The 26,748-nt window shown below is 70.8% G+C and carries 29 protein-coding genes, 1 tRNA gene and 3 pseudogenes; 18 read left to right on the top strand and 15 right to left on the bottom strand.

Features of this window, described 5'->3' with window-relative positions; all coding sequences use genetic code 11:
• Positions 1-361 precede the first annotated feature (361 nt).
• Both ACZ562_RS06830 and ACZ562_RS06835 read right to left on the bottom strand, forming a co-directional pair.
• The gene (locus ACZ562_RS06830; protein ID WP_471174613.1) at positions 362-901 is read right to left on the bottom strand and encodes a P-loop nucleotide/nucleoside kinase family protein; all 540 of its coding nucleotides are present in this window, start codon (positions 899-901) and stop codon (positions 362-364) included.
• 134 nt (positions 902-1,035) lie between these two features.
• Positions 1,036-1,794 (bottom strand): GntR family transcriptional regulator, encoded by a 759-nt coding sequence (locus ACZ562_RS06835; RefSeq protein ID WP_471174615.1) that lies wholly within the window; start codon positions 1,792-1,794, stop codon positions 1,036-1,038.
• Between the two features lie 491 nt (positions 1,795-2,285).
• Here ACZ562_RS06835 and ACZ562_RS06840 point away from each other — a divergent pair, with 491 nt between their 5' ends.
• From ACZ562_RS06840 to ACZ562_RS06895, 12 genes are all read left to right on the top strand, one after another.
• The gene (locus tag ACZ562_RS06840; RefSeq protein ID WP_471174617.1) at positions 2,286-2,552 is read left to right on the top strand and encodes a DUF6284 family protein; all 267 of its coding nucleotides are present in this window, start codon (positions 2,286-2,288) and stop codon (positions 2,550-2,552) included.
• The gene (locus ACZ562_RS06845) at positions 2,549-2,815 is read left to right on the top strand and encodes a hypothetical protein (RefSeq protein WP_471174619.1); all 267 of its coding nucleotides are present in this window, start codon (positions 2,549-2,551) and stop codon (positions 2,813-2,815) included. Before ACZ562_RS06840 ends, ACZ562_RS06845 begins: the two co-directional genes overlap by 4 nt.
• Positions 2,812-3,003 carry a hypothetical protein gene (locus ACZ562_RS06850; RefSeq protein WP_471174621.1) on the top strand — a complete coding sequence of 64 codons (192 nt, stop codon included), beginning with the start codon at positions 2,812-2,814 and terminating at the stop codon, positions 3,001-3,003. The genes ACZ562_RS06845 and ACZ562_RS06850 overlap by 4 nt, the downstream gene beginning before the upstream one ends.
• Positions 3,000-3,899: a DUF2637 domain-containing protein gene (locus ACZ562_RS06855; RefSeq protein ID WP_471174622.1), complete on the top strand. Its 900-nt coding sequence runs from the start codon at positions 3,000-3,002 to the stop codon at positions 3,897-3,899. The genes ACZ562_RS06850 and ACZ562_RS06855 overlap by 4 nt, the downstream gene beginning before the upstream one ends.
• Complete coding sequence (locus ACZ562_RS06860; RefSeq protein ID WP_471174624.1) at positions 3,896-4,720, top strand: phosphoadenosine phosphosulfate reductase; 825 nt, start codon at positions 3,896-3,898, stop codon at positions 4,718-4,720. Before ACZ562_RS06855 ends, ACZ562_RS06860 begins: the two co-directional genes overlap by 4 nt.
• A 40-nt stretch (positions 4,721-4,760) precedes the next feature.
• Positions 4,761-5,078: a hypothetical protein gene (locus ACZ562_RS06865; RefSeq protein WP_471174626.1), complete on the top strand. Its 318-nt coding sequence runs from the start codon at positions 4,761-4,763 to the stop codon at positions 5,076-5,078.
• Positions 5,079-5,184: 106 nt separating this feature from the next.
• Positions 5,185-7,311, top strand: a complete 2,127-nt coding sequence (locus tag ACZ562_RS06870) for an FtsK/SpoIIIE domain-containing protein (RefSeq protein WP_471174628.1) — start codon at positions 5,185-5,187, stop codon at positions 7,309-7,311.
• A 204-nt stretch (positions 7,312-7,515) separates the two neighbouring features.
• Positions 7,516-7,980, top strand: a complete 465-nt coding sequence (locus ACZ562_RS06875; protein WP_471174630.1) for a hypothetical protein — start codon at positions 7,516-7,518, stop codon at positions 7,978-7,980.
• A gap of 89 nt (positions 7,981-8,069) precedes the next feature.
• Positions 8,070-8,918: a bifunctional DNA primase/polymerase gene (locus ACZ562_RS06880; RefSeq protein WP_471174632.1), complete on the top strand. Its 849-nt coding sequence runs from the start codon at positions 8,070-8,072 to the stop codon at positions 8,916-8,918.
• A 2-nt stretch (positions 8,919-8,920) separates the two neighbouring features.
• Positions 8,921-10,399, top strand: coding sequence for an ATP-binding protein (locus tag ACZ562_RS06885; RefSeq protein ID WP_471174815.1), 1,479 nt, complete (start codon positions 8,921-8,923; stop codon positions 10,397-10,399).
• A 455-nt stretch (positions 10,400-10,854) separates the two neighbouring features.
• Positions 10,855-11,088, top strand: coding sequence for a helix-turn-helix domain-containing protein (locus tag ACZ562_RS06890; RefSeq protein WP_196461662.1), 234 nt, complete (start codon positions 10,855-10,857; stop codon positions 11,086-11,088).
• 86 nt (positions 11,089-11,174) lie between these two features.
• Positions 11,175-12,452 (top strand): tyrosine-type recombinase/integrase, encoded by a 1,278-nt coding sequence (locus ACZ562_RS06895; protein ID WP_471174634.1) that lies wholly within the window; start codon positions 11,175-11,177, stop codon positions 12,450-12,452.
• 65 nt (positions 12,453-12,517) lie between these two features.
• Here ACZ562_RS06895 and ACZ562_RS06900 read toward each other — a convergent pair.
• From ACZ562_RS06900 to ACZ562_RS06915, 4 genes are all read right to left on the bottom strand, one after another.
• A tRNA-Ser gene (locus ACZ562_RS06900) sits at positions 12,518-12,602 on the bottom strand.
• Between the two features lie 45 nt (positions 12,603-12,647).
• Positions 12,648-13,079, bottom strand: a complete 432-nt coding sequence (gene tadA, locus ACZ562_RS06905) for a tRNA adenosine(34) deaminase TadA (RefSeq protein WP_471174636.1) — start codon at positions 13,077-13,079, stop codon at positions 12,648-12,650.
• 56 nt (positions 13,080-13,135) lie between these two features.
• Entirely contained in the window at positions 13,136-13,672 is a 537-nt protein-coding gene (locus ACZ562_RS06910) for a tRNA adenosine deaminase-associated protein (protein ID WP_471174817.1), read from the bottom strand.
• 264 nt (positions 13,673-13,936) lie between these two features.
• Positions 13,937-14,122 (bottom strand): hypothetical protein, encoded by a 186-nt coding sequence (locus ACZ562_RS06915; protein WP_471174638.1) that lies wholly within the window; start codon positions 14,120-14,122, stop codon positions 13,937-13,939.
• 138 nt (positions 14,123-14,260) lie between these two features.
• Here ACZ562_RS06915 and upp point away from each other — a divergent pair, with 138 nt between their 5' ends.
• Entirely contained in the window at positions 14,261-14,896 is a 636-nt protein-coding gene (gene upp / locus ACZ562_RS06920; protein ID WP_471174640.1) for a uracil phosphoribosyltransferase, read from the top strand.
• A 22-nt stretch (positions 14,897-14,918) separates the two neighbouring features.
• Here upp and ACZ562_RS06925 read toward each other — a convergent pair whose 3' ends face one another.
• The 6 genes and pseudogenes from ACZ562_RS06925 to ACZ562_RS06950 all read right to left on the bottom strand — a co-directional run.
• Positions 14,919-15,560 carry a LytR C-terminal domain-containing protein gene (locus ACZ562_RS06925; protein WP_471174642.1) on the bottom strand — a complete coding sequence of 214 codons (642 nt, stop codon included), beginning with the start codon at positions 15,558-15,560 and terminating at the stop codon, positions 14,919-14,921.
• 100 nt (positions 15,561-15,660) lie between these two features.
• The gene (locus ACZ562_RS06930; RefSeq protein WP_003999914.1) at positions 15,661-15,957 is read right to left on the bottom strand and encodes a type II toxin-antitoxin system VapB family antitoxin; all 297 of its coding nucleotides are present in this window, start codon (positions 15,955-15,957) and stop codon (positions 15,661-15,663) included.
• A gap of 133 nt (positions 15,958-16,090) precedes the next feature.
• Positions 16,091-16,222 carry a hypothetical protein gene (locus ACZ562_RS06935; protein WP_471174644.1) on the bottom strand — a complete coding sequence of 44 codons (132 nt, stop codon included), beginning with the start codon at positions 16,220-16,222 and terminating at the stop codon, positions 16,091-16,093.
• A 66-nt stretch (positions 16,223-16,288) separates the two neighbouring features.
• Positions 16,289-16,612, bottom strand: coding sequence for a hypothetical protein (locus ACZ562_RS06940; RefSeq protein WP_471174646.1), 324 nt, complete (start codon positions 16,610-16,612; stop codon positions 16,289-16,291).
• A 214-nt stretch (positions 16,613-16,826) separates the two neighbouring features.
• Positions 16,827-17,420, bottom strand: a complete 594-nt coding sequence (locus ACZ562_RS06945; RefSeq protein WP_471174648.1) for an HhH-GPD-type base excision DNA repair protein — start codon at positions 17,418-17,420, stop codon at positions 16,827-16,829.
• A 203-nt stretch (positions 17,421-17,623) separates the two neighbouring features.
• Positions 17,624-17,740, bottom strand: a pseudogene (locus tag ACZ562_RS06950) (SIP domain-containing protein); the annotation flags it as partial.
• Positions 17,741-17,872: 132 nt separating this feature from the next.
• On the opposite strand from ACZ562_RS06950, the gene ACZ562_RS06955 reads away from it, so the two are divergent.
• The 5 genes from ACZ562_RS06955 (at position 17,873) to ACZ562_RS06975 (ending at position 23,793) form a co-directional block, all read left to right on the top strand.
• On the top strand, positions 17,873-19,945 hold the full coding sequence (locus ACZ562_RS06955) for a penicillin acylase family protein (protein WP_471174650.1): 2,073 nt from the start codon (positions 17,873-17,875) through the stop codon (positions 19,943-19,945).
• Complete coding sequence (locus ACZ562_RS06960) at positions 19,938-20,555, top strand: GNAT family N-acetyltransferase (protein ID WP_471174652.1); 618 nt, start codon at positions 19,938-19,940, stop codon at positions 20,553-20,555. Before ACZ562_RS06955 ends, ACZ562_RS06960 begins: the two co-directional genes overlap by 8 nt.
• A complete protein-coding gene (locus ACZ562_RS06965) occupies positions 20,552-21,031 on the top strand; it encodes a cupin domain-containing protein (protein WP_471174654.1) in 480 nt (159 codons plus the stop codon). Before ACZ562_RS06960 ends, ACZ562_RS06965 begins: the two co-directional genes overlap by 4 nt.
• Positions 21,028-21,804, top strand: a complete 777-nt coding sequence (locus tag ACZ562_RS06970; protein WP_471174656.1) for an SDR family NAD(P)-dependent oxidoreductase — start codon at positions 21,028-21,030, stop codon at positions 21,802-21,804. Before ACZ562_RS06965 ends, ACZ562_RS06970 begins: the two co-directional genes overlap by 4 nt.
• Before the next feature lie 192 nt (positions 21,805-21,996).
• On the top strand, positions 21,997-23,793 hold the full coding sequence (locus ACZ562_RS06975) for a copper resistance CopC/CopD family protein (protein ID WP_471174658.1): 1,797 nt from the start codon (positions 21,997-21,999) through the stop codon (positions 23,791-23,793).
• A 168-nt stretch (positions 23,794-23,961) separates the two neighbouring features.
• Here the strand turns inward: ACZ562_RS06975 and ACZ562_RS06980 are convergent.
• The 3 genes and pseudogenes from ACZ562_RS06980 to ACZ562_RS06990 form a co-directional block, all read right to left on the bottom strand.
• A pseudogene (locus ACZ562_RS06980) lies at positions 23,962-24,489 on the bottom strand (DUF234 domain-containing protein); the annotation flags it as partial.
• Between the two features lie 544 nt (positions 24,490-25,033).
• Positions 25,034-25,255 carry a hypothetical protein gene (locus ACZ562_RS06985; protein WP_471174660.1) on the bottom strand — a complete coding sequence of 74 codons (222 nt, stop codon included), beginning with the start codon at positions 25,253-25,255 and terminating at the stop codon, positions 25,034-25,036.
• Positions 25,256-26,102: 847 nt separating this feature from the next.
• Positions 26,103-26,747, bottom strand: a pseudogene (locus ACZ562_RS06990) (PPK2 family polyphosphate kinase); the annotation flags it as partial.
• Position 26,748 lies beyond the last annotated feature (1 nt).

Consider the following 26,748-nt stretch of genomic DNA (forward strand, 5'->3'; position numbering starts at 1 on the left):
TGACTGCTGCGCCCCGTGGGCCCCCTGTTGCCGGCGGCGAGTGTAACCTCCGCGCCCCTCACCCGGCCTCAACGGTCCGGGGACCGAGGCCCTTTGCCGGACGCACGAAGGGCCCCGTCTCTCGACAGGGCCCTTCTTCAGCGGTAGCGGAGGGATTTGAACCCTCGGTGACTTGCGCCACACTCGCTTTCGAGGTCTGTTCGTGCTGGTCAGGGGGTTGTTCAGGGCCGTTCAACCTCGTTCGTTCCCGGTTCCTCGCCCGTCGCGTGAACGGCTCTGGACGATGCCGAACGGCGTTGAATGAGACGGAAACTGAGACGGAGTGCGGTCCGGCTGACCTGCGCGTTTACCTCTGGAAGTGTCAGCGGTCGGACCCTTCCACGGCCGCGATCACGGCGGCGGGGTCACCCTCGTACAACAAGTGCGGCTCATCGGCCGTGGGGGGTACGAAACGGCTGCGGTACCGCTGGAGGTCGCTCTCCGCGAAGTAGATCGAGTTCGGATCGTCCGCGTGGAACTCGTTGCGCTTGCTGATCCTCGCCCACAGTTCGTCATGGCTGGCGGCAAGGTAGACGAGTACGGGGACCGCACCGGCGTCGGTGGCGATGGCCTGCCATTTGGCCCGATCCTCGGGAGTCCAAAAGCCGTGGTCAACGACGACATCGTGTCCGGCCTTGAGCTCTTCCCGCAGGTCGACCGCCACCCCTTCCAGGACCGGCCGTTCAAGCGTGGGGAAGGTGCCCCGGGGGAAGTCGACCCCGTAGACGCCGTGCCGGCGGTACATCTCCTCATCCGGGCACAGCCGTACGAATCCGCGATCCGTGAGGGCGCGGGAAAGCGTGGTCTTGCCTGACCCGGGGAGTCCGGCCATCAGGACGCAGAACGGGGGGCGTGGGGACATCGGTCTCGTCATGGCTCGGGAGATGGTGGCAACCTCTGCTTCGGCTTCCGGCGTGATTGTGCCAGTCCGGCGCGCCGTAAGCAGTGCATCTAGTCGGTCTTCGAGCACGCTCACGAGCGTGTCATCCACGACCGTCACGGGGTGACCTCCGATTCTGTGCGCCAAGTACGGCCCGGTCCTCCGAGGTCAACGCCGTACTCCACGACGTTGCCCTCGCTGTCGACGAACTTCGCGGTCATCACGACCACCGGCTCCGCCGGCGGGTTCTCAGGGTCCAGCTCCAAGAGCCGTGCGTACTCCGGCGTCAGCGCGCGGGCAGAGGCCGTGTCGATGCGGTGGCTGATCGGGTGGCCGGTTGCCTGGGCGATGAGCTGAAGCGAGGTTCCCCCCGTCAGACGCTCGCTCGCTGCGAGCTGCGGGATCAGCTTTCCGTACCGGGCGGGAATCCAGGACGTGCTGTGAGCCACGATGCCGTGCCGGTCCCTGTACACCCGGCTACGCCGTACAACGTCCGAGCCTGGCTCGATGTCCAGTGCCTGCGCCACCTCGGTAGGCGCAGGCACCACGGCCGCCTGATGCGAGTCGGATCGTTCGCCTGCCCCCCAGCTAGATCCGGTACGGCGTCCCCGGTCCTGCCGCTGGGCCCCCGAGGACATCGGGGCCGGCCGGTCCAGGACTTCGGTACCGATGCCGTGGATGCCTCGCACAAGTCCCTCGTTGCGCAGCTTGCGCAGGGCTTTCTCGGCGGTCGCTGTGCTGACCTTCCACTCCTCCGAGAGGTTCTTGATGCTCGGCAGGAGCGTCCCCGGCTGTAGCTCACCGGACGAAATCAGCTCCATGTAGTGGGCGGCAATCTTCGCGTACGGGGCCCGATTGTCGGCCTGGCCTGCCATGTCGCTCGCTCCCTTTCGTCACTTCCCTGAGGTTCCCTAGCTTACCGCTTGACACCGCAGGGAACCCTAGGGAACCTTAGGGATGTGCCCGCCGGTCGGTTCTTCCGGCAAGCGGGTGCCGGACCTCAATGCGCCCTGATTCAGGGCCCATTCGGGGGTTAAGGGGCCCGGGACAGAGCGGGCCGAGGGCGCACCCGACCCTTGTCATTCGGGAGGGCTTAGACCGAAAGGTCACGTCTCCATACGCCTACAACGGGGTCATGCCGCGCTACCTGATACGGGCGCGGCACCCCCGAAGGAGACATGCACGTTGCCCCGGCATTCAGCCGTGAGGGGCGCGAGATCGAATCTCGCCCGGGGCACTCCGGCCGCTCTATGTGGCCGTGCCGCGCGTTTGGCGCGGCTGATCACCTACAACGGCGCGCGCCCCCGGAGCGGCTACTCCGGGGGCGCTGTTCGGGCCGTTTCACCTGCTAGGGAGACCACGACCCATGAACCACATCGTCACTGTTCAGGACGCTGTTACCGCGTTCGCCGACTTCATGGAGCCGACGGACGCGGAGCTGGACACGATCGAGCAGGAGATGCCCGTCATCCTGGCGGACGTCGACCTGCTGGACGCCCAGATCATCACGCTGGACCGCACCCCGACCGAGCTGGACGAGCGCCGCATCCGGCGCGCTCGCCGCCGGGCGCTCGCTGCGCGAGTCGCCCTGATCAACCGCAAGAACGAGAGCATGCCGGGCGGTGCGGCATGAACCCCGACACCCGCGAGTTCCTCGCTGCGGTCCTGGACGCCATCAACATCCCCGCACCGGCCACCTTCGGCGACCGCGAAGCATTCGGGCGCCTGCTGGAAGACCGCGTGCTGGACGCGGTCGTCGCCCTCACCGGCGCCCTGGGCGAGCCGCCGGCCTCCGACTGGGGGCTTGGCTGGCACACCGAGTACCTGCGTAAGCGGCTCGTGACGAAGCCGCCGACCACCTACCGCCAGCACGACACGGACGGAGGTGCGGCATGAGGGCGAACACCCCCCCGACCGGTCTGGCCCTGCTGCTGATCGTGGTGGGCCTGCTGATCTCCTTCACCAGCGTCACGGCCGCGTTCGTCACTCATGAGCCCATCTGGCGCTACCTGATCGCGGGCGGCTGCCTCGTGCAGTTCCTCGGCTGGGTCGTCCACGGCCGCCGGAATGGGGGTGCGGCATGAGCCTTCACCGCAAGGGACGTGCCGCCCTGGTGCTGGCACTGGTCGCCGTGGTCGCCATGGCGTTTCGGGTGTCGTGGAACGCGCTGCGGGACATCGCCGGTGCCGTGGGCGCGGACGACACGGCCGCGATGCTGTACCCGTTCGTGGTCGACGGTCTGATGGCGCTCGCCCTGATCGCAACCCTCGTCCTCACCGGTGACGCCCGACGCTTCGCGCTGCGGGTGCTCGGTGCGTACACGATCGCCTCGCTGGTCCTGAACTACGTGCACGGGTTGGTTCCGGAGCTGCACGGGCGAACAGTCGACTGGGGTCGACTGGCCGACTGGGACCCGGCGAACTGGGCCCTGGTCCTGCTCGCCACGTCGCTGCCGGTCGGGTCGATCTACTTCGGTTCCGACCTTGTGGCAAAGGTGCTGCACCATCGGCCCGACCCGTTCCCGACCGCGAGCACGAATACGGAGGAATCGACCGAGACCGAGATGAAACGGTCTACGGCTGACCTGCCGGTATCGACTCCGGCGCCGATCACGCCGAATGTGAACGTGCTGCCCCGGCCGGTGGCCGTCGGTTTTCTGAAGTCGACGCTCCCGGCCAAGCCGCTCCCCTCGATCGCACCGGCCCCCGCCGCGCCGATCGAGCGGCGCGCGGTGGCTGCGGAATCGACCCGGCCGCGCCGTGCCACGGGCCGTGTCCCGGCGGTGGCGAAGTCGACCCGGCCGAAGCGCACGCCGGAACAGTTGCTCGCCGAAGCACGAGCGGCGACGGCCGATTGGCCGGACGCGAAGGTGACCGGCGAGGGCATCCGCCGCGCCATCCACACCTCACCCGCGAACGCCCGGACGCTGCGGGACACGCTCCTTGCGGAGCGGGCCCGCACGGTGGAGGTGGCGGGATGACCACGCCCACGATGGACACGGTGAAGTCGTTCAGCTTCGGCGGTGGCGTGCAGTCCACGGCTGCCCTGGTCCTCGCGGCACAGGGTGAGTTGGACTACCGCACCTTCCTGATGGCGAACGTCGGGGACGACTCCGAGCACCCCGGCACCCTCGCCTACCTGCGCCAGTACGCCATCCCCTACGCCCAAGAGCACGGCCTTGAGCTGGTCGTGTTGGACCGGGTGATGAAGCGCTCGGGTGAGGTCCGCACTCTCTTGCAGGACCTGACCCGGGAAGGGTCGCGGTCGCTGAAGATCCCGGTGCGGATGTCGAACGGGGCCCCCGGCACCCGCTCATGCACGGCCCAGTTCAAAATCAAGGTCATCGCCGACGAACTTAAACGGCGCGGCGCCACGAAGGACGCGCCGGCCACCGTCGGCATCGGGATCAGCCTGGACGAGATCGGCCGGGCGAACAACCGGCGCTGCGAGCCGCACGAGCGCATCGAGTATCCGCTGTTGGAACGCGGTATCCGCCGTATCGACTGCGCCCGGATCATCCGCGCTGCGGGCCTGCCGGTGCCGCCGAAGTCGTCGTGCTGGTTCTGCCCGTTCCACCGGCCGGAGACGTGGCACGACATGCGTCGCGATGAGCCGGAGCTGTTCGAGAAGGCGTGCCAGCTCGAAGAACTGCTGAACCGGCGCCGTGACGAACTCGGCAAAGACCACGTCTGGCTGACCCGGTTCAACCGGCCGTTGCGCGCCGCGATCCCGGACGGTGTCGACACGCTCCCGTTCGACGAGTGGGACTCCGGCTGTGACTCCGGCTGGTGCATGACCTGACCTCAGCGAATCCATCCGACCCACCGAGGGGAAGCCCAGGATGCGCAACTCCGACATCCGTCGTCTGGACCGCGAGATCCAGGCAACGACGAAGAAGCTCGAAGCGGTCCGCCGGGGTGAGTGGTGGCCGCTGAACGGCAGCGAGCGCCGGGCGATGGCCCGTGCACTGGCTGTCGGCGGCTACAAGGTGGCCCGGGGCCGTAGCGCAGGCCGTGAAGAGCAGCGCATGGACGCCACCGGCAACTCTGCCGAGATGCGGCTGAACGCGGAACTGACCGCCCTGCACGGCGAGCGGCAGCGTCTCCTCACCGAGGCCGCCCGCGCCAAGGCCAAGAAGAAGTCGTCCGGCTGGTTCTGACCAGCCCATTTCGGCGCCGGGGTGACCGGGACTTTCCACGGACACGGCCACCCCGGCTCTCTCCCTTACTCCCGCCCCCGAAGGGGCAGTCAGGAGCACTTCCAGCATGTCTGAGAACGTCGTCCACCTCCACAAGCCCACCGACCCCCCGACCCCCGACACGGCCCCCACCGTGCTCACGGTTGTACCGGACGCGCCGCCCGCGCGGCCTGTGCCGCTGTGGGTGCGTTCCGGCCGCGCCATCAAGACCGGTGTCACCCACGAGAAGACCCGCGCGACGGTCCGGGCGGCGGCTCGGCACAGCCTCTACACCTTCAACGGCGGCCGAATCGTGGCCCGCCGTGCGTGGGACGGCCGTACCGGGTCCCGGTACGAGCGGATGATCCGGGCGGCGGAAGCCGCGGGAAACCTCGAAGCGGCCGAAGAGTGGGAGGAGCGCTTGCAGCGCTTCCGCGCCGCCCGCCACCACCGCCGCATGGACCTGCTCCACTCGCCGGTCGAGGCCGCCAAGGGCGTGGCCGTCGGCGCCGGCATGAGCATCGGTGTCCTGGTCGCCCTCGGAGTCGTCATGGCCATCAACTCCGGCCACGTCGGAGACGTCATCACCCCCCTGTCGGCCACCATCGACTTCATCGCCCTGCTCATCCGCATCGTGCAAGTCGTGTGGGGTCCGGCGCTCACGATCGGCCCGTTCCTCGCCCTGCTCGCGCTGTGGTCGGTGGGCCGCAAGCAGCAGGCGGCACCGAACTGGGCACTCCCGGCGAACGTCCGCAGCAGCGAGGGTGAGCCGATCACCCCGTCCATCGTGGTCAAGGCCCTGCGCGACCTCGGAGTGCCCGCCCTGGCGCGGGCCATCAAAGAGATGGGCGACGCCGGCGCCTCCATGCTCGGTCCGATCCGGATCGCCGGATGCGGCGTGGAAGTCGACGTGACCCTTCCTTCCGGGGTGGCCACGAACGAGGTGCAGAACAAGCGGCGCAAGCTCGCGGAGAACCTGACCCGGCACGAGCACGAGGTGTTCATCACCATCCCCGAGGCGGCACGGACGGTGCGGCTGTGGATCGCCGACTCGGGCGCGCTGGACGAGCCGATCGGCCCGTCCCCGCTGGTCACCGATGACACGCTGACCGCGAACTACAAGACCGGCCGGGCCCCGTGGGGGCAGGACCTGCGCGGGGACGCGGCTGAGCTGAGCGTGTATCAGCGCCACCTGCTGGTCACGGGTCTGTCGAACCAGGGCAAGACGGCCGCGCTGCGGGCGCTCGCGCTGTGGCTGGCGCTGGATAGGACGGTGCAGTTCTGGATTGCCGACCTGAAGGGTGTCGGTGACTGGGCACCGTTCGACGGCATCGCAAAGGTCCTGATCGAGGGCCCCTCCGACAGCCACTGCATTCAGGCGACTGAGATGGTTGAGGACGCGGTGGAGGAGATGAACCGGCGGATCGAGGCGGTTCGCAGGGACCCGTCCATCGTGTTCCCGCCGCTGATCGTGCTGGTGGATGAGGCGCAGAAGGCGTTCATGTGCCCGGCCAAGGGCGAGGACGGCCGCCCGTACGGCGGCTCCAAGGCCACTTCCCGGTACTTCATGGCCGTGCGTGAGATCCACAACCAGGGCCGTGCGGTCGACGTGCTGATGTGGCAGGGCACGCAGGACCCCACCGACCAGAACCTTCCCAAGCTGGTCCGCGAGGGCGCCCACACCCGCGCATCCCTCGTGGTCGGCACCGAATCGCAGGCAGAGATGGCGCTCGGAGCCAAGGCCGTCAACGCCGGCGCCGCACCTCACCTGCTCCGGCAGGGCCTGGACAAGGGCACCCTCGTGGTCGCCTCCGACGGCATCGCCATCCCCGCTGGCCAGTCCTCCATCACCGTCCGAACCCACTTCATCGACGACGAACCGGCCGCCGAGATCGCCGCACGGGCCAAGGCCCTGCGCGATGGAGTGGCCACCCTGCACGCCATCGACCGCGGCGAGGAGCGTGACCCGCTCGCCGACGTCGCGGCCGTCATCGGTGACGCGGCCCGGCTGCGTACGGATGAGGTGCTGAAGCGGCTGCACGCTCTGGACACGGCCGTCTACCGCGAGTGGAACAACGGACGGTTGAAGCGGCTGCTGGAGGAGCACGGCGAGGAGCCGAAGAAGTCGCACGGGGTCATGGTCGTGCGCCGCGACGACGTAGCCCGCGCGCTCGCCAACCGCGACGCCGAAGGTTCCGCTTCCGCTGCCGAGTAGCGGGGAGGAACGGCCGTCCGGCCCGGGGAGGCGGGGAGAACTCCCCAAACCCCTCCCCGGGCCCGCCTCCCCGCTCTGATCAGCACAAACATCGTTTCGGGGAGGCGGGGAGTCGCCCTGCTCAGACCCCCGAAACACCCCTCCACACGGCACCCCGAAGGGGGTGCCGGCACCTCCCCCATCGAGCACCGGAAGGGATTCCGCATGTACCCCGACCCCACCCCGCACGCGCCCGTTCAGCGGGCCGTAGAGGTCCACCACCCGACCCCGCTGCCGCCCGCCGTGCCGGTGTCGGCGCCGGTCGTTCCGGTGCAGCCGGGCGCCGTTCCGGCCGTGGCGAGCATCGTCCTGCCGGACGGCCGCGTCGTAACCGGCTACGCCATCAACCCCGTCCAGCCAGAACCGGTCACGGCCAAGCCAGCCGTCTCGCGGACGGCCGTGAACGTCGCGCTGGGGGGTGTCGGGTTCCTCGCGGTGTGCGGCGGGCTGATCCTGCTCACCTCGTTCATCGCCGCGCTCACCGCGTTCATCACCCAACTGATCATCCTCGCGGCCGTCATCTTCGGCGGATGGATCGCCGTGCAGCTCTTCAGCGCGAGCGGCCACCAGGGCGGCACGACCGTGAACATCCGCAAGGCGACGTTCAAGCGCAACCACTTCCACGGCTAGCTACGCCAAGGGCGGCCCCCACTCACGCCAATGAATCCGGGGCCGCCCTTGCCAGCCAGAACCCGTCAAGGAACTGGAGACAACCCAGCATGACGCAACCCACGCCCTATCCGCAGCACACGGCGCTGAGTCTCGCGGCGTCCGGCGTGCCCGTGTTGCCCCTGCGTCGGGGCAAGGTCCCGTTCGGTAACTGCACCACGTGCGCGGACAACGCGTGCGGCGGCCGGCCGAACATGAAGACCCCAGGCCCCTGCCGCTGCCCCGGCATCTGCCACGCCTGGGCCGCCGCCACCACCGACCCGGCCGTCATCGTCTCGCCCGCATGGGCGGCGGCGTGGCGCCGGGCGGTGTGCGTCGGCTACCACCCCGGCGGCGCCGGACTGACCGTCGTGGACCTGGACGACGCGGACGCCATCGCATGGGCACGCGCGACCCTGCCGGCCACGCGGGCCGTACCGACGACGCGCGGTGAGCACTGGATCTACCGGGGTGCCATGACCTCCCGCAACAAGGTGCGTCCCGGCGTCGACGTCAAGTCGTCCATGTCCTACGCCCGCTACCTCGGTCCCGGCACCGGCCGCATGGTCGACCTGCCGGACACCGTGCGTGCCCTGGCCGCCAAGACGCGTTCCCCGGCCCGGCCGGTACCGCACGCCGACGTGTCCACACGGTCCGGCGGCGGGCAGTGCCCGCACCGCACGCCCGTCTTCTTGGACCGTGGCATCGCCATGGCAGAGCAGCGCATCACCGCAGCGTCCAGCGGGGTCCACGCGACCGTGTACCGGACGTTCCTGGCCGTGCTGTCCACGCACGGCCGGTGCGGCTGTCTCACCGACGCTCACGTCACGCGGTTGTTCACCGCCGCGCAGGCCAAGGGCGAGACGTCCCGGCACTGCACGGACGCGTGGACCAACGCTCGCACCACGTTGGGACTGTGACCATGTCCGAGGACGAGAAGACCCCGGCACGCGAGATCATCACCGACTACGCGCAAGCGCACTTCCGGTACTTCCGCACCGCCGACGGCACCGTGTACGCGCAGCGCAACGGCCACCCCGTGGCCCGTCCGATCCGCTCGCAGGGCACGACGGGCAGTCACCGGCAGGAACTCATGGTCGGACTGTTCAGGGACGGCATCGGCGTGTTCAACGGCACCGCGATGAAGGAAGCACTCGACCTGATCGAAGCGTTGGCGCTGACCGAGGACGTGCAGCCCGTCCACATCCGCGTCGCCCCCGGATTCGATGGGGCCACGTGGCTGGACTTGGGGCGCAGCGACGGGCAGTCCGTGCGCATCCACCCCACCGGATGGGACATCCGCACACCGGACCCGCGCGAGGTGTGCTGGCGGCGTACCCAGCTCACGGGAGAGCTGCCCTTGCCGGTCAAGGACACCGACGGCAAGGGCATCGATCTGCTGATGCGGCTGTGCAACTTCGCCACCGCCGAGACCGAGTGCCTGGCCATCGCGTGGCTGATCGGCTGCCTGGGTCCGGACGTGCCCGTCCCTGCCCCGTTCCTCACCGGTCCGCAGGGGGCCGGCAAGTCCACCGGCGGGCGGATGCTCGTGCGGATCATCGAGGGCATGACCGGTGACCTGCGCCGGGCCCCGAAGGATGAGGAGAACCTGATCACGGCGGTGGCGGCCGGTTGGGTCACTGCCCTGGACAACCTCTCCCACATGACCCCTGAGCTGTCCGACGCGATGTGCTGCATCGTGACCGGAGCGGAGAACGTCAAGCGCGCCCTGTTCACCGACGGGGACGTCTTCCGCGTCGGCTACCGCCGCCCCCTACTCCTGACCGGCATCGACGTCGGCGTGATCCGCCCCGACCTCGCCGAACGGCTCCTGCCGCTCCGCCTGGAACGCCCTCGCGTCCGGCGCACTGAGGCCGAACTGTGGTCCGACTTCGCAGAAGTGCTGCCCGTCATCCTCGGCTCGCTACTGGATCTCACTGTGCAGGTGCGGGCAGCGCAGGCGGACATCCCGACCGACCTGCGGATGGCGGACTTCGCGCACCTGTGTGCGCAGCTTGACGCGGCCACCGGTCTGGGGGCGCTCGCCGCCTACCGGGCCAGCCTGGACGACCTCAACGACGACGTCATTGAGGGCGACCTGTTGGCGCAGACGGTGCTCACGCACGCCGCCGGCGTCGACCCGGGCACCGAGCAGCGGATGACGTCTGCCGAATGGCTGCACAGCCTCACGGGCCTCTACACGGGCGAGGACTTCCGTCCGCTGCCTAAAGGGTGGCCGACTACCGGCAAGGTGCTCTCCGACCGTCTCAAGCGGCTTCAGCCCACCCTCGCGGCCCGGGGCGTCCTCATCGACTGGGGGCGCACCAACGCATCCCGCTATATCGAGATCGCGCGGCCGGCCGCCGCGCCGCCTCCGTCCGAGCAGGAAGCGGCCTTCTGACCGCGCGGCACTACGACCCCGCACAGGCAAGAGGAGCACCCGGCGCCGCGTGCTCCTCTTGCTGTTCGGCGGCACCGCCGCCCTGCGAGGGTCGCGCCGCGAAGCGGCTCCTTCTTCACTCTCTGAGCCGCGCACCACAACAGACACCACCCCCTCTTTGTCCGAAGTAGAGAGACGCTGCGTCACCTGCGTCACCCGCGCCCCGAAAACTGCCGGTGACCTGCCGAAAGGCGGGTGACGCAGACGGCCGATGCCTGCGTCATCCAGCGTCACCTGCGTCACCCGATGACGCAGGTCTGTGTCACCGGTGACGCACCCCCACCGTGCTGCGTCACCGCGAAACCGCAGGTCAGAGCGGTGAATGACGCAGATGACGCAGGTGACGCAGAAATCCGCACCTAGGACACACGCGCACCCAGCACCGGCCCCCGAGGACTGCCCACAGGAGTGCCCACATGAGCGTCACCGACCTGGAAACCACCCGACTCGCCAAGGCCAACGGTCCGGCCCCCGTCCTCCTGACCGTCGAAGAGGCCGCCCGCTGCCTCCGCATCGGCCGTACCACCTGCTTCGCCCTCATTCGCAGCGGAGAGCTGGAATCCCTGCTGATCGGCGGACTCCGCCGCGTCCCCGCCGACGAGCCTGCCGCCTACCTCGCCCGGCGGCGCGCCGAACAGCGCGCCGCCTGACCCATCCCTCACCACCGGAGCGCCACCCCGCCACGGGGCGGCGCTCCGGTCGTTCGTATTCGCCTCAACCCCAAGGAGTCCCGCCCGTGGCGGAAGACAAGAAGCGCACCCGACAGCCCAACGGCCGAAGCTCCATCTACCAGGGCAGTGACGGCAAGTGGCACGGCCGCGTCACCGTCGGCATCCGCGACGACGGCCGTCCCGACCGACGCCACGTCGAACGCAAGACCCGGGCCGAAGTGACCGCCGCCGTGAGGGAACTGGAGAAGCAACGCGATGGCGGCACGGTCCGAAAGGCGGGCCGGGCCTGGACCGTCGAGACGTGGCTGACCCACTGGGTGGACACGATCGCACCACTCGCCGTTAACGAGAACACGATGGTCGGGTACGGCGTCGCCGTGCGGAAGCACCTGATCCCCGCCCTCGGGGCGCACCGCCTGGACAAGCTCCGCCCGGAGCACATCGAGCGCTTCTACGGCGCCATGCAGGCGGACGGCCGGCGAGCGGGAACGATCCATCAGATTCACCGCACCTTCCGCACCGCCTTGAACGAAGCTGTCCGGCGTGGCCACCTGACCCGCAACCCGGTGCAGCTCGCCAAGGCCCCTCGCCTCAGCGAGGAGGAGATCGAGCCGTACACCGTTGACGAGGTCAAGCGACTGCTGCGAGCCGCTGACAACCGCCGAAACTCTGCCCGCTGGGCCGTGGCTCTTGCCCTGGGACTGCGACAGGGCGAGGCGTTGGGCCTGAAGTGGACCGATGTGGATTTGGAACGCGGCGTGCTGATGGTTCGTCGGAGCCGTCGCCGACCGCGCTACGCCCACGGGTGTGGCGACACATGCGGCAGGAAAGCCGGGTACTGCCCGCAGAGGCAGCGCACCAACCCGGAGACGGCCGACACCAAGTCACGCGCGGGCCGCCGTGCGGTTGGTCTGCCTGCACAGCTTGTGGACCTGCTCAGGGCTCATCGGGTGAAGCAAGAAGCCGAACGGGCGGCGGCCGGCGACAAGTGGACGGATCATGGTTGGCTCTTCGCCACCCCGGACGGACGCGGCACCCCGCCGCGAACGGACTACGACGACTGGAAGGAGCTGTTGACCGACGCCAAGGTGAGGGACGGTCGGCTGCACGACGCTCGGCACACGGCCGCCACGGTCCTGCTGATCCTGGGAGTCTCCGAGCGTGCCGTCATGGGGCTCATGGGGTGGTCCACCACGGCCATGGCTGCTCGGTATCAGCACATGGTGGACTCGGTCCGCAGCGACGTTGCGCGACAGGTTGACGGGCTGATCTGGAGGCCGGACCAGGAGCGGCGCGACGAGGGCGACGACGGGGCCGCCGGGGTCCTCGTACCGGCCAACTGAGACGGAAACTGAGACGGAAAGCGAAGGGGCGCCCTGTGAGTAAGACAGGGCGCCCCTTCTACCTGCGGTAGCGGAGGGATTTGAACCCTCGGTGACTTGCGCCACACTCGCTTTCGAGGCGAGCTCCTTCGGCCGCTCGGACACGCTACCGAGGGAGACCTTACAGCACCTCGGGCCGTGCTTTGAAATCGGTATTCAGCGGTCACGGAAGAACTCTGTGAGCAGCAGCGCGCACTCCTCGGCGAGCACGCCCTCGATCACCTCCGGGCGGTGGTTGAGCCGCCGGTCGCGTACGACGTCCCAGAGGGAGCCGGCCGCGCCGGCCTTCTCGTCGCGGGCGCCGTAGACCACGCGGTCCACGCGGGACTGGACGAGGGCGCCCGCACACATGGTGCACGGCTCCAGCGTCACCACCAGCGTGCAGCCGGACAGACGCCACTCGCCCAGCTCGGCCGCGCCGCGCCGGATGGCGAGGACCTCCGCGTGGGCCGTCGGGTCGCCGGTGGCCTCGCGTTCGTTGTGTCCGGCCGCGAGCACGGTCGTACCGTCCGGGGACAGCAGGACGGCGCCGACGGGGACGTCCCCGCCGCGGCCGGCCTGCTCGGCCTCGTCCAGGGCGAGCCGCATCGCGGTCCGCCAGCGGTCGCGGACCGGGTCCGGAGTCGTTCCCGGGGCTGGTGCGGTCAGCGGACGGTCTCCAGAACCTCCGAGGCGCCCAGGGCCTCGGCGATCGCGCTCAGCGCGTCGTCGGCGTCCAGGGTGCGCAGCTCCTTCTCGCTGACGCCCAGGTCGTCGAGGATCTCGCTGTCGCCGACGGGGCTGTGCGGCACCGCGTCGGCGGAGGCGCCGTCCTCGTCGTCGTCCGCGTCGTCGTCGGGTTCACCGTCCTCCGTGCCGTCGAGGTCGAGGGAGTCCAGGTCGGTGTCGTCGTCGCCGGGCTCCCTTCCGAGCAGTTCGTCGGTGAGCAGGATCTCGCCGTACGAGCTGCGGGCAGCTGCGGCGGCGTCCGAGACGTAGATACGAGGATCGTCCTCGCCGTCCACCCGGACGACGCCGAACCACGCGTCCTCCTGCTCGATGAGTACCAGAACCGTGTCGTCCTCGGGCGAGGCTTCACGGGCCAGGTCGGCCAGATCCGACAGGGTTTCCACATCGTCGAGCTCTGTGTCGCTCGCTTCCCACCCGTCTTCGGTGCGCGCGAGCAGTGCGGCGAAGTACACCGTGACTCTCCCACTGGTCATAGGCGTGCCGGTTGGGGGTCCCCCCGGCGGAGGTTGCGGGCGGGGAGAGCTGTGCTCCGAGCCCCACCCACTCGGAATCGTGGCAGAAACAAGGCGTTCAGGGGACGTCTTCGGCTCCCTGTGTCCGCCCGTTTCGACCCTCCATCAGCGGATCGTACGCGGCCGTCGGGGTGGCGCACGCATGCGGTGGCCCGTGCCGGGGCCCCGAAGTGCCGCGGAACGGGGGGCGGAACGGGGCCGGACCTACCAGCGGAAGGTGCGCATGCGCATGGCGTGGCGCAGCCGTGCGGCCTTGGCACGGCGGGGCTGTACACGGTCCCGCAGTTCGCGGGCCTCGGTCAGTTCCCGCAGGAACTGGGCGCGTCGCCGTCTGCGCTCGGCGTCGGTCTCCTGCTGTGACGCGTCCTCGTGGGACTCTCGGTCAGCCATCGGCACACCACCCCAGTACGTCCCTCCCACTTTCCCTCCGATGGGCGGTTTGATGCCAGCGTGTGGGTGAAGCCGAGCAGTCCGGCTTGCCGTGCTTCGAGGGCGCCGGGCACATCCCGCCCGGTTACTGTTGTGGACATGCGTCTCCACGTCGTCGACCACCCCCTGGTCGCCCACAAGCTCACCACGCTGCGCGACCGGCGCACCGACTCCCCGACCTTCCGGCGGCTCGCCGACGAGCTGGTCACCCTGCTCGCCTACGAGGCCACCCGGGACGTGCGCACCGAACAGGTCGACATCACGACGCCGGTCGCCTCGACGACGGGTGTCAAGCTCTCCCACCCGCGCCCGCTGGTGGTGCCGATCCTGCGGGCCGGCCTCGGCATGCTCGACGGCATGGTCCGGCTGCTGCCGACCGCCGAGGTGGGCTTCCTGGGCATGATCCGCGACGAGGAGACGCTGCAGGCGTCCACGTACGCCACGCGCATGCCGGAGGACCTCTCGGGGCGCCAGGTGTACGTCCTCGACCCGATGCTCGCCACCGGCGGCACGCTGGTCGCGGCGATCCAGGAGCTGATCAAGCGCGGTGCCGACGACGTGACCGCCGTGGTGCTGCTCGCCGCCCCGGAGGGCGTCGAGGTCATGGAGCGCGAGCTGGCGGGCACCCCGGTGACGGTCGTGACGGCTTCGGTCGACGAGCGCCTCAACGACCACGGCTACATCGTGCCGGGCCTGGGCGACGCGGGGGACCGGATGTACGGGGCGGCCGAGTAGCAGGTCGGCTCGGCCGGTCCGCTCAGCAGGTCTTCTTGGCGGAGGTGGACGCCGGCCGCGGCGCGGACAGCTCGGCCAGCGCCCTCTCGGCTTCCGCCTTCGCGGTCAGGCTCTTGAAGCCGGTGCCGATGATGAGGTCGACGTCGCTGCTCTTGCGGGCGGCGTCGGTGCGGCGCTCGGCGGTGCCGAGCTGGGTGCCGACCACGGGCAGCGAGGTGTTCAGGGCGGACGCGGGGCCGAGCAGTATCCCGGTGCCGTCGACCTTCTTGTCGAACTCCTTCGTCGCGTTGCCCACTTCGCCGATCTTGAAGCCGCGCTTCTTCAGTTCGTCCGCGGTCTTCTTGGCGAGGCCGCTGCGGGGCGTCGCGTTGAACACGTTGACGGTGATCTGGCGGGGCCTGGGCAGCGCCTTTGCGGCGCTGGGTGAGGCGGTCACCTTGGTGGCGCAGTCGGCCTTCGGGCCGGCCGCGGAGGCCTTCTTGCCGCCGCCGGTGAAGACGTCGACGAGCTGCAGGGTGCCCCAGCCGATCACACCGAGCACGGCACCGCAGGCGACGATGACGACCACGAGCCTGCCGCGTCGCCGGGGACGGCGCATCCGCGGGTACTTGTCCCCCGTGATCCGGTACTGGCCGCCCATGCCTGGGGGAGTCAGCATGCTCATGGGCGCAGCGTAGTGCGCCCGGGCGGCGATTCCTACTAGATGATCATTGGACGCCGCTCAGTCCAACCCGAAAGGGCCAACCCGCTGTCCGGGGGCGGCGCTAGTCCAGCTCGAGTACACGCGCGTGGAGCACCTGGCGCTGCTGGAGCGCCGCCCGTACCGCGCGGTGGAGGCCGTCCTCCAGGTACAGGTCGCCCTGCCACTTCACCACGTGGGCGAACAGGTCGCCGTAGAAGGTGGAGTCCTCGGCCAGAAGGGTTTCCAGGTCGAGCTGGCCCTTGGTCGTCACGAGCTGATCGAGGCGGACCGGGCGCGGTGCGACGTCCGCCCACTGCCGGGTGCTCTCCCGGCCGTGGTCGGGGTACGGCCGGCCGTTTCCGATGCGCTTGAAGATCACACGGAAAGCCTACCGGCCCAGACGTTCCGGGCGCAGCCTTGGCGGCGGAGTGCGACGCCGGAAAAGGCGTCGGAAAACAGGTCATACACGGCGGAGGCGGTCGGCCGGCAGGCTCCGCCTCCGCCGCGCGCGGCTATCCGCGTCCTGGTTCCTTCGGGGGCTGCTGCCGCTGCCCAGGCTCCGGCCTGGACTCGGGTTTGGGCGTGTTGCGGGCGGCCTCCGCGCGCAACAGGGCGCGCAGTCCCGCGTACGGGTCTGTGGTCATGGCTGTGTTCCTCGCGTTCCGTTTCCTTGCGGCGGACGTGCTGACTGACCGGGCAGCCCGAAGGCGTCAGCAGCGAAGGACCACGGAGCGCAGGGTGTGCGGGGCGTACGGCGCCGAGGCCGGCGCGGTCGGCGGCCCGGCCGGCGGGGCGGCCGGAACCGGGCACGGCACGGGCGCGGGACGCAGGGGTACGACGGGACGGTGGGCGGCGCGGCCCGCCGGCCGCAGGGCGGTGTCGAAGACGTCGTACTCGGCCGTCTCGCCGGACGACACGGCCGTCCCGGCCGACGCGTGCCCTGCGGCGTGGGCGGCAGGCACCAGCAGGGAGAGCAGCAGCACGAGCGCCCGCAGCCAGGCACGGCTGCGCGGGAGGCTTCGTGCGGTCCTCATGGAGGTTCACATCCCCGGTCCGCGTACGGCGTTCATCGCGGCCGCAGTGAGAACCGCTCGCTCGGAGTACCGGCGGGGCTCCGCGGTGGAGCTCACAGCGGGTGCGGGAGCTGCCGGGCCCTGGTCCGGATCCGGAGCGCGGTACCGCGCTCATGGTCCGCGCTTGGGCCGCGCGCCGGGCCCTGCCGTCCGGAGCGGGCCACGCGGATGAGCCCTACTTGCCAGCGGCCTTCGCCGCCTTCGCCGCCGCCTTCATCTCCTGCTTGTGCGCCCGTACCTTCGCCAGTGACTCGGGCCCGGTGATGTCCGCGACGGAGCGGAAGGACTTCGGCTCGCCGTAGGCTCCGGCGGCCTCCCGCCACCCCTCGGGGCGTACGCCGAGCTGCTTGCCGAGCAGGGCGAGGAAGATCTGCGCCTTCTGCTTGCCGAACCCGGGCAGCTCCTGGAGCCGCCGCAGCAGTTCCTGCCCGTCGTCCACGCCCTTCCAGATGAGCTCGGCGTTCCCGTCGTAGTGCTCGACGAGGTACCGGCACAGCTGCTGGATCCGCTTGGCCATGGACCCCGGGTAGCGGTGCACCGCGGGCTTCTCCGACAGCAGCGCGGCGAACGCCTCCGGGTCCTGCGCCGCGATCTCGTACGCGTCCAGGTCGTCCGTGCCGGTCCGCCTGGCGATGGTCGACGGCCCCTTGAACGCCCACTCCATCGGAACCTGCTGGTCCAGCAGCATCCCGACCAGCGCGGCGAGCGGTGAGCGCCCGAGGAGCTCGTCGGCCTCGGGGTCCTGGGCGAGGTGAAGAGTGACGTCCATGCGTCGATGATCCCGCGTGCGGGGCGGGGCCGCGCGCCGGTACGGCCCGGGCCTGTCCGGCGGATTCAGGCCGGAGGCCGGGCCCCCCGCTCGAGCGAAGCCGCGAGCGGGTGAGCCGGCGACCGGCGGTCGACGCCGCACGCGGGCGTGGCAAGCTCCGCGTCAAGGCATGATCCGCCGGACCGGCCCCGGCTGCCGGGGTGTCAGGCCGCGCGCCAGTACCCCAGCGCGTGCATCCGCGGCTTGGGGAGGCCCAGTTCCTTGCGGACGTACGACGACAGGGCCCGGGTGGTGGCCGTGTCGCAGGCGATCCAGACGTAGTCCCTGGCGCGCAGCAGTCTGAGGACCGCGCCCTCCCAGCCGTGCCCCTGCCCCATCGCGTCTGCGCCCCTCGCGTACGATTCCCCCAAACTACTTAGGTGAGCCTAACCTAAAGCACGAGGGGGCGCAGGGTGACGACCGAGATCTACCGAGATGCCTGGGGGATCCCGCATCTGCGGGCGGACAGCGCGGGTGAACTCGCCCGCGCGCAGGGCCGCGTCACCGCCCGCGACCGGGCCTGGCAGCTGGAGGGCGAGCGCCATCGCGTCCAGGGCACCACCGCCTCCTTCCTCGGCTCCGAGGCCCTGGCCTGGGACCGCTTCGTGAGACGCGCCCGCCTGGAGGACACGGCCAGACGCTGTTTCGCCGCACTGGAGGAGCGGGACCCCGAGACCGCGCACTGGGTGCGGGCCTACGTCGCCGGAGTCAACGAGGGCCTGGCCGACAGCGCGGCCGCCGCCCCCGAGTTTGCGCGCGTCGGCCTCGCCCCCGGTCGCTGGGCGCCCTGGGTCCCGCTCGGTGTCTGGCTCTCCACCCACATCCTCTTCGCCGGTTTTCCCGCCAAGCTCTGGCGCGAGCAGGCCGTACGGCACCTGGGCGAGGAGGCCGTCGGCCTGTTCGCCGCCGACGGACCCGGTACCTCCGGCAGCAACGGCTGGCTGGTGAGCGGCGGACGGACCACGACCGGCCACGCCCTCATCGCGGGCGACCCGCACCGTTTCATCGAGGATCCGGGCGTCTACCAGCAGATCCGGCTGTCCTGCCCCGAGTTCGACGTCGTCGGCCTCGCCGTACCCGGCATCCCCGGCATCGCCCACTTCGGCCACACCGGCACCGTCGCCTGGGCCATCACCAACGCGATGGCCGACTACCAGGACCTCTACCGGGAACGGCTGCGGCGCACGGGCGCGGGCGTCGAGGCCCTCGGCCCGGACGGCACCTGGCGGCGCGCCGCCAGGCACACGGAGACCGTGGACGTGGCGGGGGAGGAGCCCGTCGAGGTCGAGGTGATCGAGACGGACCGCGGCCCGGTGATCGCCGGCGGACCCGAGGGACTCGACGACGGCACGCCGGTCGCGCTCAGCCTCCGCCACCCGCCCCGCGTCACCGCCGACCTCGGGTTCTCCGCTCTCCTGCCGCTGCTGCGGGCCCGCCGGGTCGCCGATGTGGACCGCGCCTTCGACGTGTGGGCCGAGCCCGTCAACGTCGTCCAGGCCGCCGACACCGGGGGCGGCCTGCTGCACCGTGTCGCGGGCCGGGTGCCGCTGCGCGCCGAGGCCAACCGCGTCCGGCCGGTGCCCGCCTGGGAGCCCGGCCACGAGTGGGACGGCTGGCACACGATGCCGCGCGCCGGACTGACCGACGGCATCGCCGTGATGGCCAACCAGCGCGGCCCGGCGGCCCCACTCGGCGTCGAGTTCGCCCCGCCCCACCGCGCCGACCGCATCACCGCCCTGCTCAGGGAGAAGGACCAGTGGTCGCCCGGCGACATGCCGGCGATCCACACGGACACCCATCTCGCCTCCGCCGTCCCCCTGCTGGACCACCTGGCCGCCCTCGACGGCCTGTCCCCCGAGGCCGCCCGCATCCGGGAGACCCTCCTGCGCTGGGACCGCCGTATGGACGCGACCAGCATGGACGCGGCGCTGTACGCGGCGGTGCGCAGCGCGGTCGTACGACACCTCGCCGCGCACCCGGCGTTCGCCGCGCTGACCGCCCCGCCCGCCTACCCTGAGGTCCTCCTCCCCTGGCTCGCCCTCACCCCGCGGCTCGGCCACGCCCTCGAACACCTGCTGCGGGCCGAGGAGCTGTACGGCGTCGACCGCGCCGCCGCCGTCCGCGCGGCCTTGGAGGAAGTGGCCGCCCGGCCCCCCGCCGGCACCTGGGGCGACACCCACCGTCTGGCGCCCTGGCGGGCGCTCACGGACGACTCCCACGACGAACCGGGCCTGTCCGGCGACCACGACTGCGTGCTGTGCACCTCCGCCGTGCCCGGCCTGACCGACCTGAGCGCGCGCGGCCCCGCCGCCCGCTACGTCTGGGACCTGGCCCGCCGCGAGGACAGCCTCTGGGTCGTCCCCTTCGGCGCCTCGGGCGTCCCCGGTTCGCCCCACCACCGTGACCAGCTCCCCCTGTGGCTCGGGGGAGATCTCGTCCCGGTGGTCACCGACTGGAACCGGCTGAAGAAGGAGACCGATGTCTGACCGCCGCCCGAACTCACCCGCCCGGGAGCCCGTCCACGAGAGGCTCGTCGACGGCTTCGGCACCGTCCGCATCCTGCCCCTCGACCCGCACGCCGACGCCGCGGTGGTCCACGCGTGGGTGAGCGCGGAACGGGCCTCGTTCTGGGGCATGAGCGGCCTCACCGAGGAACAGGTCACGGAGATCTACGCCCACCTGGACACGCTGGACACCCACCACGCCTTCCTGGTGACGAAGGACGACGAACCGGTCGCCCTCCTGCAGACCTACGAGCCGGAGGCCGACCGCGTCAGCGAGGTCTACGAGGTCCGGCCCGGCGACATCGGCCTCCACCTGCTGCTCGCCCCCGCCGGGGCGGGCGGCGCGCGGACCGGCTGGTCGTCGGCGCTGCTGACCGCCATCGCCTCGTATGTGCTGCTGGGCCTGGGCCGGAGCCGGGTAGTGGTCGACCCCGACGTGCGCAACGAGAAGGCGGTCACCCGCTTCCTCAAGCAGGGCTTCGACGCGGGCGAGCGGGTGGTCCTGCCGGAAATCGACATCCCGGGCGTCCGTCTGCCCGAGAAACACGCCCAACTGGCCTTCCTCCGCCGGGAGGTAGCCTTCCCCGCGTGACCCCAGAAGACCTCGTGGCGCACTACGACATGAAGCCGATCCCGCGCGAGGGCGGCCGCTTCCGGCGCACCTGGGCAGGCCCACCGCGGCCGGACGGACGCCCGGAGGGCTCCGCCATGGTCGCCCTGCTCACCTCCGCACCGGACGACTTCTCGGCCCTGCACCGCCTGCCCACCGACGAGATCTGGCACTTCTACCTGGGCGACCCGCTGGACCTCCTGCTCCTCGCCCCGGACGGCACGTCGGGCACGCCCGTGCTGGGCCAGGACGTCCTGGGCGGCCAGCACCCGCAGCTCACCATTCCCGCCGGGACCTGGATGGGCGCACGGGTCGCGGCGGGCGGCGCGTGGACGTTCTTCGGCTGCACGATGGCACCCGGCTTCACGTACGAGGGCTACGAGCACGGCAACGCGGCGGAACTGACGGCGCGCTATCCGTCCGAGGCGGCCAGGATCGTGCCACTGTGCCGCCCATGAGGCAGCCGGCACGACTACTCGAAGGACAGGTCGCCCTGGTCACGGGCGCGAGCGGCGGCCTCGGCCGCGGGATCGCGCTGCGGTTCGCCGAGGAGGGCGCGGCGGTCGCGCTCCACTGCCGTACGGGCACCGCGGCCGCACGGGAGGTCGCCGCCAGCGTGCATGGCCTGGGCGCCCGGGCCGTCGTACTCCAGGCCGCGGACCTGACCGACGAGGACGCCTGCCGGCGGCTGGTCGCCGAGGCGGCCGGCTGGGGCGGCGGCCGGCTGACGGCGCTGGTCAACAACGCGGGTGTGCAGCCGGCACAGGAGCTCGCCGGGATGACGGCGGCGGACTGGCGGGCGGTCGTCGACCCCAACCTGGCGAGCGTCTTCGCCTGTACACAGGCGGCGGCGGAGATCATGCGGGAGCAGGGCGGAGGCACGATCACCCACATCGCCTCCATCGAGGCGAGCCGCCCGGCCCCGCTGCACGCCCACTACTCCGTTTCCAAGGCCGCCGTCGTGATGCACGCCCGCTCGGCTGCCCTGGAGTACGGCCCGTACGGCATCCGCGTCAACACCGTCTCCCCCGGCCTGATCGACCGCGAGGGCCTGAGCGACGCATGGCCGGAAGGGGTACGGCGGTGGCGGGAGGCGGCGCCGACGGGACGGCTCGGCCGCCCCGAGGACGTGGGCGACGCGTGTGTGTTCCTGGCGTCACCGCTGGCCGGCTGGATCACCGGGCACGACCTGGTGGTCGACGGCGGGGTCTCGGTCCGGCCGGGATGGTGAGCGCGGCGGAAGCCGGCCGGCGCCGTGGTGCGCGCCATCGCGGTGAGCGCGGGGGCGCTCGGGTCCGTACGTATCCCGGAGCGGCAAGTCCGAAGACGGAGATGTGACGTGGACCGACGGCGGACCGGGGGGCGGGACGATGCGCGACGAGGAAGCCCGGGGGGACGCGGCCGGCGCGGCCTTCAGGGGCTGGTGCTGCTGGGAGCCGTGCTGGTCCTCCTCGTCCTCGGCGGCGCCGCGCCCGCGTCTGCCCACGCCGCCCTCCGCGACACCGACCCCGACGACGGATCCGTCCTCAAGCCGGCCCCCCGTCAGCTCACTCTGACGTTCACCGAGTCCGTCGGCCTGCTCGACGACTCCTTCCGCGTCCTCGACCCCGGCAACCGGCGCCTGCGGACCGGCGAGGCGCACCATGCGGACGGCCGTTCCGAGACCGCCCGGGTGACCCTGCCCGCCGAACTCGCCGAGGGCACGTACGTGGTGGCCTGGCGCGTGGTGTCCGCGGACAGCCACCCGGTCTCCGGTGCCTTCACCTTCTCGATAGGCAAGCCCTCCGCCACGGCGGCGGCCATCGACCCCGGCCCGGTCGAGGACCCGGCGACGGCCCGCCTCTATGACATCGCCCGCTATCTGGCGTACCTCGCCGCGGCCCTGCTCATCGGCACGGCGTCGTTCGTGGTGCTCTGCCGCCCGGCAGACCCGGACCCGCTGCGGAGGCCGCTGGTGGCGGGCTGGTGGACCCTGCTCGCCGCCACGCTGGCCCTGCTCGTCCTGCGCGCGCCGTTCGAGTCGGGCACCGGCCCGGCGACGGCCTTCGACGCCTCCGCCCTGAGCCGCACCCTGACCAGCCGCCCGGGCGCGGTCCTGCTGGCCCGGCTGGCGCTGCTGCCCGTGGCGGCCGTCTTCCTCGTACGGCTGTCCCGGCGCCGTGCGCAGATGCGCCGGCCCGGCCTGCTGCTCGCGGCGGGCGCCGCCCTGGCCGTCGGCCTGGCACTGACCTGGGCGGCCGGGGAACACGCCTCCGCCGGGATCCAGGTTCCGCTGGCCATGACCTCCTCGGTGCTGCACGTCCTGGCGATGGCGGTGTGGCTGGGCGGCCTGACGGCCCTGCTGACGACGCTCCACCGGTCCTCGGCCACATCGGCCTGCACGGTCACCCGCTTCTCCCGCCTGGCCTTCGTCTCGGTGACCGTCCTGGTCGTCACCGGCGTCTACCAGTCCTGGCGGGGCCTCGGCTCCTGGAACGCGCTCACCGGCACGTCGTACGGGAGGCTGCTGACCGCCAAGCTGGCCGTGGTGGTGCTCCTGCTGGCCGCGGCCGGAGTGTCGCGTCGGTGGACGGCGCGGCTGGTGACGGCGGACGCGGAGGCGGAGTCGGACGCGCGGGAGCGGGAGCGGGAGCGGGTGCCGGAGCCGGCCGGCGGCCCACCGCTGCCGCCGGAGCCTGGAACGGCCGCTCCGCTGCCCGCGTCGGACAGCCACCGCCTGCGCCTGCGCCGGTCCGTCCTGGCCGAAGTCGCCGTCGGAGTCGTGGTGCTGGTGATCACCACGGTGCTCACCGGCACGCTGCCCGGCCGGGCAGCCGCGGAGGCGGCCCGGGCGGCTCCGGCGGCCGGGCTGCCCCCGGCGTCCGTCACCACCATCCCCTTCGACCTCGGCACCGCGGGCGCGCACGGCAAGGTGCAGATCACCCTCGATCCTGGCCGGGTGGGCGACAACTCGGTGCAGGCCGTGGTCTTCGGCCCCGACGGCGGCCTGGCCGGTGTCCCCGAACTCCGCCTCTCCTTCACCCTCCCCGCCCAGAACATCGGCCCCCTGGACGCGAAGCTGACCGACAAGGGCGGCTACTGGGGCGCGAACACCTTCACCCTCCCCATCGCCGGCATCTGGACCATGAAGGCGACGGTCAGGGTGTCGGAACTCGACCAGGTGAGCGTGACGAAGACGGTGCGGGTCGTGGGTCGGGGAGCCGGGGCGCCGGTGCGCTGAGTGCGCACCACCGCGAACGGAGGTCGGCGCGTGCCGCCTCTGCGCAGGACTTGGCGGTCGTTGCCCGCCTGGGTGAGGCCGGAGCGGAGCACGATCATCTCCCCGTCGTCGGCGTCACGGGCACCGCCTGACGCCGAGACGGAAGACGCACAAGCCCAGCCCCCGCACTCACACCCCGTGCCAGGCGCCGAGCAGTTCCTCGGGTCCGTACGTCGCCTGGAGACCGGAACAGCCGACCCCGTTGCGGGAGACCGCGACCAGCGGTACGGGCTCGTTGGTGATCGCCGCCCGGTGCTTCTGCAGCGCGGCCAGGTCGTGGCTGTCGAACGCGGAGCTCTCCAGCCACTTGACCGAGCCGAGGAAGAGCAGCCGCCTGGCCACAGGCTGCCGGTCGGCACCGACCAAGTCGATTTCGACGTCGTTGCCGCGGGTCCAGTAGCCGCCGATCGCCGGGGTGACGGGCAGGAACTCGTCCGGCAGGAGTCGGGCGAGGGATTCCCGGACGAGGGGTTCGATCGCGCGGCCCCGCCAACTCGTCCACCGCTCCTTGATCCGGCTCAGCGTGAGATCTCCCCGCATCCGCTCGATCTCCGCCATGTGCGGATCCAGAAACGCAAGCCAGAAGCGCAGGTAAGGGTCGGCCACCCGGTAGCGGCGTTCCTTCGAGGGCCGCAGTGAGAGGGGCAGTTCGGCCAGCAGCTGGGCCGCCAAGGTGTTCGGGTCGATGGCGGCGGATGCCTTCGCCGCGCGCCTGACTGAACACTTCTCAACGCAACCAGAAATGCAACCAGCGCACGCCAAGCAGCCGAGCCGCGATGTGCGGCTCGGCTCCTCGTTTCGCCTGTTCAGGCGGCTGCGGAGGATAGGGGATGCGAACTCGTGAGGGGTTGCCCCCAACACGCTTTCACTGTGTTGTTGGGGCGTTGGCCTGTGTACAGGGGTGTTCAGCTGCGTTCGGGGGCGGCTGACCTCCGGTGCCGGACGGCTCCGCCGCTAGGCAGCCTTGGGCCGCGCCGCACGCGCGCCCGGGGCGGGCTCCTGTGCATCCTCGGACCAGAAGATCTCGTCTTCTCCGAAGTCCGGGGTCTGGAAGGGTTTTGTCGTCGGAGGCGGCGAAACCGCGGTGGAACGGCGGGGTTGGCATTCCAGAGCGGAGAACAGCGAAGTCGGGTCGATGAGAGGTGCCTTTCGTTACAGGTCCCTGATGGGGCCTGGCGTGCCGTGACCGGTCACAGCGGTCCTACAGCTTGGTCATCTTGGCGTACGGGCTCAAGATCCGCATTTGCGCCGAGCCGAAATCCACGAGCGCCGCGATTCCGTCCTCGATGCCGACCACCCGGCCGAGGCCGTACACGTCATGCGTGACCTGGTCGCCCGTGGCGAAGTGCTTAGGAGCCGGTGTGACCGGGGCCTTGAAGGGGCTGGTGGGCAAATGATGCTTCTGTGCCGCAGGCTTTGTCATGGCTCAGTATGAGCCTACGTGTGTCCCGCTCGCTGTGGCCGTCGGCACAGATCCGGACGGGAACAGCGGCGACACGCCACTGACCTGGTGTTCGAGACCCGGTGACTGCATCTAACACGGTTGTGGCACGACACCGCTCACCGGCCGAGCCCTGCTATGGGTGCTCGCCCCCTCCGCCCTCACCGCGCCGGAGAATCCGCAGGCCGGACGTTGACCACGCGGTCGGGCATAGCGGCTTTGGCCGGGGAGCTGCTTTGGCGCGAGTGATCATGGCCCCTTGAGCTTCCGGCGTAAGGCCCTCAGGATTGAGGCGATTCATGGTGATACTGCCGACGTCACCCGTGATCACTACGGACCCAGATGCCAGCTCCTTGACGATCGCGTTGCGCTTCGCCAGGTTGAGGCTGCCGACGGACAGGATCGCCTGGGTCACGGTCGGCAGAGCCTCGGGGATGGCGGCGATGGCCAGCGAGACCGCGCTGACGAACAGGGCGTCCCACGCCTGGTCCCGTTGCCGTCCCAGGGCGAACATCACGATCATGGTCAGGACGGCCGCCCCCGTGATCCACAACGTCAGGGTGTCGAGCTCCTTGGTGAGCGGCGGTACCTCCTTCTCGGTGGCCGACAGCATCCCGGAGATCTTGCCGACCTCGGTTCCGGCACCGCTCGCGGTGACGACGAGCACTCCGCTGCCGTGGGTGACCGGGGTGTTCATGAACGCCATGTTCGTCCGGTCGCCGGGCGCCGGCCGGGCGCCCGACAACGTGCCTGCGCGTCCTTGGCGGCGGGAACGCTCTCGCCGGTGAGCGCCGACTCGTCGATCTGCAGGGCACTGGCCTCGATGATGCGAGAACTTCCAGTTCTTCTCCGGCAGGTCGATCCGTTTCAGGAAGCGGGTGCGCTGCTCCTCCTTGGACAGGTTCAGGAAGATCTTCACCACCTTGAACCCGTTGTCCGTGAGGTAGCGCTCCCAGTGGTTGATCTCCCGGTAGCGCCGCTCCCATATGCCCGGTCCGCGCGAGTCGTCCGGCAGCCTCTGCCGGAGGAGGTTGTCGGGGTGGACCCGCACGACGAGAACCTCCTCGTAGTGCGAGCGGTTGAAGATGGCGATCTCGCCGCGCGAGGGCAGCCGCCGGGCGTAGCGCCACAGGTAGTCGTGGTCGAGTTCCTCAGCGGAGGGCACCTTGAAGCTGCTGACCCGTACGCCCTGGGGATTGACGCCGCTCATCACGTGGCGGATCGTCCCGTCCTTGCCACCGGCGTCAAGTGCCTGCAGGCAGAGCAGGACGCCGTACGCGTCCTGGGCGGCCAGCCGCTCCTGGTACTCGGCCAGCAGCGACACCCCGGTCCGCAGCAGCTCCTTCCCGTCCCGCTTCCTCACATCGGCCGTGTAGCGGGGATCGAAGTCGCGGTCCAGGCGCACCTTCGACCCCGGTTTCACCCGGAGCGGCCCAATGAATTCCGCGACGCGTTCGGCTCTCTCGTCCGACATC

Source organism: Streptomyces sp. NPDC040410 (assembly GCF_055595715.1).

Coding starts and splice junctions, on each gene's coding strand:
- ACZ562_RS06880 (WP_471174632.1), top strand. CDS start 8,070: ATGACGCAACCCACGCCCTATCCGCAGCACACGGCGCTGAGTCTCGCG.
- ACZ562_RS06845 (WP_471174619.1), top strand. CDS start 2,549: ATGAACCCCGACACCCGCGAGTTCCTCGCTGCGGTCCTGGACGCCATC.
- ACZ562_RS06935 (WP_471174644.1), bottom strand. CDS start 16,222: ATGACCACAGACCCGTACGCGGGACTGCGCGCCCTGTTGCGCGCGGAG.
- ACZ562_RS06840 (WP_471174617.1), top strand. CDS start 2,286: ATGAACCACATCGTCACTGTTCAGGACGCTGTTACCGCGTTCGCCGAC.
- ACZ562_RS06925 (WP_471174642.1), bottom strand. CDS start 15,560: ATGAGCATGCTGACTCCCCCAGGCATGGGCGGCCAGTACCGGATCACG.
- ACZ562_RS06860 (WP_471174624.1), top strand. CDS start 3,896: ATGACCACGCCCACGATGGACACGGTGAAGTCGTTCAGCTTCGGCGGT.
- ACZ562_RS06850 (WP_471174621.1), top strand. CDS start 2,812: ATGAGGGCGAACACCCCCCCGACCGGTCTGGCCCTGCTGCTGATCGTG.
- ACZ562_RS06830 (WP_471174613.1), bottom strand. CDS start 901: ATGTCCCCACGCCCCCCGTTCTGCGTCCTGATGGCCGGACTCCCCGGG.
- ACZ562_RS06865 (WP_471174626.1), top strand. CDS start 4,761: ATGCGCAACTCCGACATCCGTCGTCTGGACCGCGAGATCCAGGCAACG.
- ACZ562_RS06890 (WP_196461662.1), top strand. CDS start 10,855: ATGAGCGTCACCGACCTGGAAACCACCCGACTCGCCAAGGCCAACGGT.
- ACZ562_RS06970 (WP_471174656.1), top strand. CDS start 21,028: ATGAGGCAGCCGGCACGACTACTCGAAGGACAGGTCGCCCTGGTCACG.
- ACZ562_RS06985 (WP_471174660.1), bottom strand. CDS start 25,255: ATGACAAAGCCTGCGGCACAGAAGCATCATTTGCCCACCAGCCCCTTC.
- tadA (WP_471174636.1), bottom strand. CDS start 13,079: ATGCGGCTCGCCCTGGACGAGGCCGAGCAGGCCGGCCGCGGCGGGGAC.
- upp (WP_471174640.1), top strand. CDS start 14,261: ATGCGTCTCCACGTCGTCGACCACCCCCTGGTCGCCCACAAGCTCACC.
- ACZ562_RS06940 (WP_471174646.1), bottom strand. CDS start 16,612: ATGAGGACCGCACGAAGCCTCCCGCGCAGCCGTGCCTGGCTGCGGGCG.
- ACZ562_RS06870 (WP_471174628.1), top strand. CDS start 5,185: ATGTCTGAGAACGTCGTCCACCTCCACAAGCCCACCGACCCCCCGACC.
- ACZ562_RS06875 (WP_471174630.1), top strand. CDS start 7,516: ATGTACCCCGACCCCACCCCGCACGCGCCCGTTCAGCGGGCCGTAGAG.
- ACZ562_RS06835 (WP_471174615.1), bottom strand. CDS start 1,794: ATGGCAGGCCAGGCCGACAATCGGGCCCCGTACGCGAAGATTGCCGCC.
- ACZ562_RS06885 (WP_471174815.1), top strand. CDS start 8,921: ATGTCCGAGGACGAGAAGACCCCGGCACGCGAGATCATCACCGACTAC.
- ACZ562_RS06960 (WP_471174652.1), top strand. CDS start 19,938: ATGTCTGACCGCCGCCCGAACTCACCCGCCCGGGAGCCCGTCCACGAG.
- ACZ562_RS06915 (WP_471174638.1), bottom strand. CDS start 14,122: ATGGCTGACCGAGAGTCCCACGAGGACGCGTCACAGCAGGAGACCGAC.
- ACZ562_RS06945 (WP_471174648.1), bottom strand. CDS start 17,420: ATGGACGTCACTCTTCACCTCGCCCAGGACCCCGAGGCCGACGAGCTC.
- ACZ562_RS06855 (WP_471174622.1), top strand. CDS start 3,000: ATGAGCCTTCACCGCAAGGGACGTGCCGCCCTGGTGCTGGCACTGGTC.